Origin of the sequence: Methanobrevibacter sp., from assembly GCF_045577275.1 — an archaeon.
Lineage (GTDB): Archaea > Methanobacteriota > Methanobacteria > Methanobacteriales > Methanobacteriaceae > Methanobrevibacter.
The window spans coordinates 1-5,562 of the sequence record NZ_JAZNIB010000042.1 but is presented as its reverse complement, the minus strand read 5'-3'; the positions used below and the strand labels follow the sequence as shown (position 1 = coordinate 5,562).

Annotated in this window: 5 protein-coding genes; 1 reads left to right on the top strand and 4 read right to left on the bottom strand. The window is 31.6% G+C overall.

Going from position 1 to position 5,562, the window contains the following annotated elements; genetic code table 11:
• Window positions 1-180: 180 nt before the first annotated feature.
• Together ACKI67_RS01430 and ACKI67_RS01425 are read right to left on the bottom strand one after the other, a co-directional pair.
• Entirely contained in the window at window positions 181-885 is a 705-nt protein-coding gene (locus ACKI67_RS01430) for a metal-dependent hydrolase (RefSeq protein WP_407461613.1), read from the bottom strand.
• Between the two features lie 155 nt (window positions 886-1,040).
• A complete protein-coding gene (locus ACKI67_RS01425) occupies window positions 1,041-1,778 on the bottom strand; it encodes a succinylglutamate desuccinylase/aspartoacylase family protein (RefSeq protein WP_407461612.1) in 738 nt (245 codons plus the stop codon).
• Window positions 1,779-2,000: 222 nt separating this feature from the next.
• On the opposite strand from ACKI67_RS01425, the gene ACKI67_RS01420 reads away from it, so the two are divergent.
• Entirely contained in the window at window positions 2,001-3,176 is a 1,176-nt protein-coding gene (locus ACKI67_RS01420) for an argininosuccinate synthase (RefSeq protein ID WP_407461611.1), read from the top strand.
• A gap of 422 nt (window positions 3,177-3,598) precedes the next feature.
• Here ACKI67_RS01420 and sfsA read toward each other — a convergent pair whose 3' ends face one another.
• Both sfsA and ACKI67_RS01410 read right to left on the bottom strand, forming a co-directional pair.
• Window positions 3,599-4,306 (bottom strand): DNA/RNA nuclease SfsA, encoded by a 708-nt coding sequence (gene sfsA, locus ACKI67_RS01415; RefSeq protein WP_407461610.1) that lies wholly within the window; start codon window positions 4,304-4,306, stop codon window positions 3,599-3,601.
• Window positions 4,307-4,409: 103 nt separating this feature from the next.
• Window positions 4,410-5,562 (bottom strand): NAD(P)H-hydrate dehydratase (locus ACKI67_RS01410; protein ID WP_407461609.1); only part of this gene is annotated, 1,153 nt, incomplete at its 5' end.

The following is a 5,562-nucleotide window of genomic DNA, read 5'->3' as shown; positions in this document are numbered from 1 at the left end:
AAGAACACCATATAAATTATATATAATTATAAAAAAATTTCATTTTTATAATATTGTTATAAACACTATTATTTATCATGATTATTTATTATAAATCTTTTTATATTTTTCATGGAAAATTAATCAAAAATTTCAATATGGAAAAAATAGTAATAAAAAATTTGTTAAAAATAATAAAAATTAGTGGAAAGAACTTAAAAAATCAATGAAAAATATGATTTTGTTTGGAAACAATAAAACGAACATGAGGATTAAGATTATGAATAAAACCATTCCAAATTTCTTATGATATTCCCTATCTGAAAATGGGCTGAATGCCTTCACTCCTGATGGTGTAAATGAATCCAAAATTATATGGCTGCACAAGCCTAAAAAGATTGAAAATACAAGCAATGTAAGATTGATTTTTAAAGGGGAAATGAATCCAATATTGATGGAAATGAGCAATACAGCAATAGCTATCAAAAATATTGGATATAATCTTTTATTGAGAAACAAAAGTCCTAAGGAAATGATCACCATCAATAGAATCATCAAATTTATTGGATTGGTGAAATCCAAATCATATGAGGACAATCCTATCCCAAAAAACAGGAATAATGAAATGAAAAGAGTCAATATGAATACTCCTAAAATAGAATGAGTAAATCCCCTATGGCTAGAAAGCAAAAAAATGCCTCCTAAAAAAATAATTACCAACCCTAAGTAGTAAGGAAGTCCCAGGAAATATAAGAACAATGACATCACAGCTCCAAGAGCAATCATGCTAAGTACATGATTCCTTTTGAAGTCATGGTCAAAGTCTGGAATATTTGCTGAGATTACTGCTAATGCAATAGCCAAAGGATCATAAAACATTAATAGAGAAAGAATAAATGCAAATATCGTATGGCCTTTATAAGAGGAAATACTAACACATCCTATTTAAATTAACACACTTATTATAAAAACACTCCAAACAAGCATGTTCAAATAGATATTTGATTTTAAGTAGATATAAAGTAAATGAGAGCATTTGAGAAGTAATGAGATTTATTTTTTTAATCGATTATGCCAAAATACTCTAAAAATGCAATCATCTGCAAATAAGACCTTTCGCATATCTTTTCATTTGCATATCCGATGGCTGACAAGACTTCACAGGTTACTGAAGGAATCTGTGCCAAATTAGACTCATCCTCCAAAGCTCCCTTAAATGGAATCCCTGCTACAGGATAGATTATCTTTTCAGAACCTACCTTTTTGGAAATATAATCTGCAATGAAAAAGCTTGCATCACATGGTTTTTGAGTGCAGAATACTCCTTCCTTACCAGGATTTGAATTAGGTGCAGATGAATGAAAATCCCCAATGGCTGAAACATTCAATTCCTTTGCCTTCTTTAAGATAGTGTTTGTAATTGAATTAGGCAAATGTGTGGATCTGTTTAAGTCAATTCCATCAAAGTATCTTGAATTGTCCATAGTGCTTTTTGGGGAAGCGAATGGGATAATGTAAAGGGTTCCATTCAAGTCCAAATCAAAGACCTTATCAATTAACTTTAAAGCGGCAATCTGAGGCGCCAATTCATTTCCATGAACTCCTGCAACAAGCATCAGATTAGGATAGGCATCACCAATCTTAATCATAGGAGTTCCCTTTATGGCTTGATTTAAAATGAATTTGGAATTGTCTGATAAATCAATGTTGTTGAAAATATTTCTGTTTGCAGAGATAAAGCCTCCGCTTTCCTTAGAAATAATCTCCACTTCCAAATTGTTTTTATTTAAATCATCCATCAAATCACCTTTTAAAAAAATAGAATTTAAAGTTTTTAACTTAGAAAAACTTGTACTAAACGCTATAAAAGTTTACAGTAATTTATTTATTCTTTATTTTATTTAAACTTAAAATTATATATTATAAAAGACAAAAAATATAATGTTATATTAATTAACAAAAGATTTTTAACTAAACTTTTTATAAAAATTAACAATTATTGAATAATATAAGTGATTATTATGGAAAAAGTCGTTCTTGCATTCAGTGGAGGATTAGACACCACTGTATGTGTTAAATTATTGGAAGAGGAATATAATTATGAAGTAATTACTGCATGTGTTGATGTTGGTCAACCCCCTGAAGAATTGGAAAAATCCCAAAATTCTGCAGATAAAATCAACACTGGAAAACATTACATCATAGATGCTAAAGATGAATTTGCAAATGAATACATTGCAAGAGGAATCAAGGCAAATGCAGAATATGAAGGATACCCATTAAGCACTGCACTTGCAAGACCTTTAATTGCAATGAAAATCATTGAAATTGCAGAAAAAGAAGGTGCAACTGCAATTGCACATGGATGTACCGGAAAAGGAAATGACCAATTCAGATTCGAGGCTATCATCAGATCCATGTCTGACTTTAAAATCATTGCTCCAATCAGAGAAATGAACTTGACAAGAACTGAAGAAGTGGCTTATGCAAAAGAGCATGGCCTCAACTTAGCCTATGATAAAATCTACAGTATTGATGAAAACCTTTGGGGAAGAGCTATCGAAGGGGACGTGCTTGAAGACCCTGCAAATGAACCTCCTGAAGAAATCTATGAATGGACCAAATCTGCTGAAGATGCTAAAGACACTCCTACAAAAGTAAGCATTGAATTTGAAGAAGGAGTTCCTGTAGCTATCAACGGAGAAATGATGGGACTTGTAGACCTTATCAACAAGGCAAATGAAATTGCTGGTGAAAACGGTGTAGGTAGAGTTGACATCATCGAAAACAGAATGATTGGTCTTAAAAGTAGGGAAACCTATGAAGTTCCAGGTGCTAAATTATTGATTGCTGCTCACAAGGCTTTAGAGCAATTGGTATTGACTGTAAATGAATTAAGATTTGCAGATTATATGAGCACATTATATGCTGACTTAGTTTACGAAGCATTATGGCAAGAGCCTTTAAGAGAAGACCTCGACCAAGCTTTCGACCATATGCAAAGAAGAGTTAGCGGTGAAGTTGTAATGAAATTATTCAAAGGTTCCATTCAACCATTAAGCAGAAAATCACCTTTCAGCTTACACAGCATTGAACAAATCACCTTTGAAGATAAAGAAACCGATCAAAGAGAAATCGAAGGTATGATCAAGTACCACGGTCTCCAAGCTGCTAACTATCAAAAATTAAATAGATAATTTATTTTATCTATTTTATTTCTTTTTTTTAATTTTTTTAAAACTTAATTTACCAAAGTAACAGTTTTTTCTATAAACAAAAATAATCTATTTTTTCAAATACTTAAAAATAATTTAATAAATTAGCAAAATAATGCATAAGCTATAAATTTTCCAATTTACAAAAGAATTCAAAACAACAAATATGCAAAAAGTTTATAAATAAAAAAAAATAAATAATAATCCGAGAATAATATGTACTCAATTACATATCACCCCCTTTACATATGTTTTTTTTAAAAATTAAACCTTTGCATATTATTCTCGCCTTTTTTAAATCTATTTTTCATTATTTTTAAAATTTAAGCTAAATACCCTGTTTTTTTAAAAAAAAAGAATACTTATATTAATTAAGTATTTTATTGAGATATTTATAATTAGGATTAGTTTTCTAAACTAAATTCAAGTGAATTTCCAACCAATTCGATTTTTTCCAAGGTGTTTCCTGTTTTATAGACGAGAATTTCTACACCTTCATCGTATGCCTTATTCAAAGTACGGGAAAATTCAGGATCATTTTCCCAATTAGGTCTGAAGCTGTTTCCATTCGGATGTTCGATTAGGAAAAATACAACTGAACGGATCCCCTCTTTTTTTAATAAAATTAGTTCTTCCAAATGTTTTCTGCCTCTTTCAGTAGGGGCATCAGGAAACTGAGCAATTCCATCCTTGATTAAGGTTACTGATTTCACTTCAACATATGTTTCATCAATTGGATTATTATTGCTGTCTAGATTAGCCAAATAAATGTCAATTCTTGAATTGCCAATTGTCTTTTCAGATTCCACAATATCATAGCCAGACAATTCCTTAACTTTTTTATTCAAAATAGCATCAATGACAATCTTGCTGGCTTCTTGTGAATACATGGCAACAAGTGCACCATTATTCTCAATTAAATACAAGGAATACTTTGTTTTCCTATTTGGATTATCGCTTGGCTTAAGATAAACGGTTGTACCATCAATCAATAGCTCTTTGCATCTGCCTGTATTTGGCAAGTGGGCTTTCACTATCTCCCCATTTATTTCAACTTCTGCAATGAATCTATTTGCCCTATTTCTAAAAATAGCTTTCACTAAATCAGTCAATTAAATCACTCGAAAAAAATAAAATTAAAATGAATAAAAAGATTAATAATTTTTCAATCTAATCATTCAAAAAACAAAATTAATATAAATAAAAAATTATTGATTATTCAATCAGACCACTCATAACTGCACCTAAATACTGAGTCAAATCCTGTGCACCGAATCCATATCCTTGAGCTTCATAAGCCAAATCTCCTGCTTTCCCATTGAGGTATGGAGCAAGCAATGCTGCATCAAAACTGTTTAATCCTTGAGAAAGTAAGCTTAAGCAAATTCCTGCCAATGCATCTCCTGTTCCACCAACAGTCATTCCAGGATTTCCTGTTCTATTGATCTTCAATCTATTACCATTGAATATGAAATCATATTTTCCTTTGAGGATAACGGAACCATTAATGCTTTTGGTGATCTTATGAATGGAATCAATCTTATCGTTAACCTTTCTAAAGTCCAAATTCTCCTTATCATCCAATTTAGCAAATTTCTCCAAATTATCCAAATCCTCTTTTGAAGCGTTCTTAAAGAATGACTTGAATTCAGACAAATGCGGTGTGATTATCAAATCCTCTTTTTTGGAAACAAGACTTAAATCAACCAATTTCAATGCATCTGCATCCAATACCAATGGCTTGTCAATTTTCATTGCAAGTACATTGAATAATTTGCCTGTCTCTTCCATTTGACTTGAACCAGGACCTAATAGGACAGCATCAACCTTGGATGCAAGTTCCAAAATATCATCCAAATCTTCAAGTGACAAGTAATCTCCTTTTGCTTCTTGGACAATAAAGTCTTCAGAAAATGACTTGATTGCTAAAGCAGCATTCTTTGGAGTGTAAATGTATGTTAAGTCAACTCCTGTTGCAATAGCTGCCTTAGCTGAAATTGCAGGAGCACCATAATAATCCTTGCTTCCTCCTACAATCAAGACTTTACCATTATTTCCTTTATGGGAATCATTTTTTCTATTCTTTAATCTTAATAAATCTCCGCCTTCAACAAATAATTCTGCTTCAATTGGAATTCCAATATCACAGGTGATTACTCCACCTGTCTTTTCCTCACCGGCTAATTTGACACCAGTCTTGATTTTATGAAAACTTACAGTATAATCAGCTTCAACAGCAATGTCTGATATCTCTCCAGTTAATGGATCCAAACCTGAAGGAGCATCCACTGCCACTTTTATGCCGTCTATTTCATTAATCAATTCGACAGCTTTTCTGACCTTTGTTCTAAGTTTTCCTTTGATTCCA

What these genes read in the sequence shown, in the direction of transcription:
- ACKI67_RS01425 (WP_407461612.1), bottom strand. Translation starts at nt 1,778, where the DNA reads ATGGATGATTTAAATAAAAACAATTTGGAAGTGGAGATTATTTCTAAG.
- ACKI67_RS01420 (WP_407461611.1), top strand. Translation starts at nt 2,001, where the DNA reads ATGGAAAAAGTCGTTCTTGCATTCAGTGGAGGATTAGACACCACTGTA.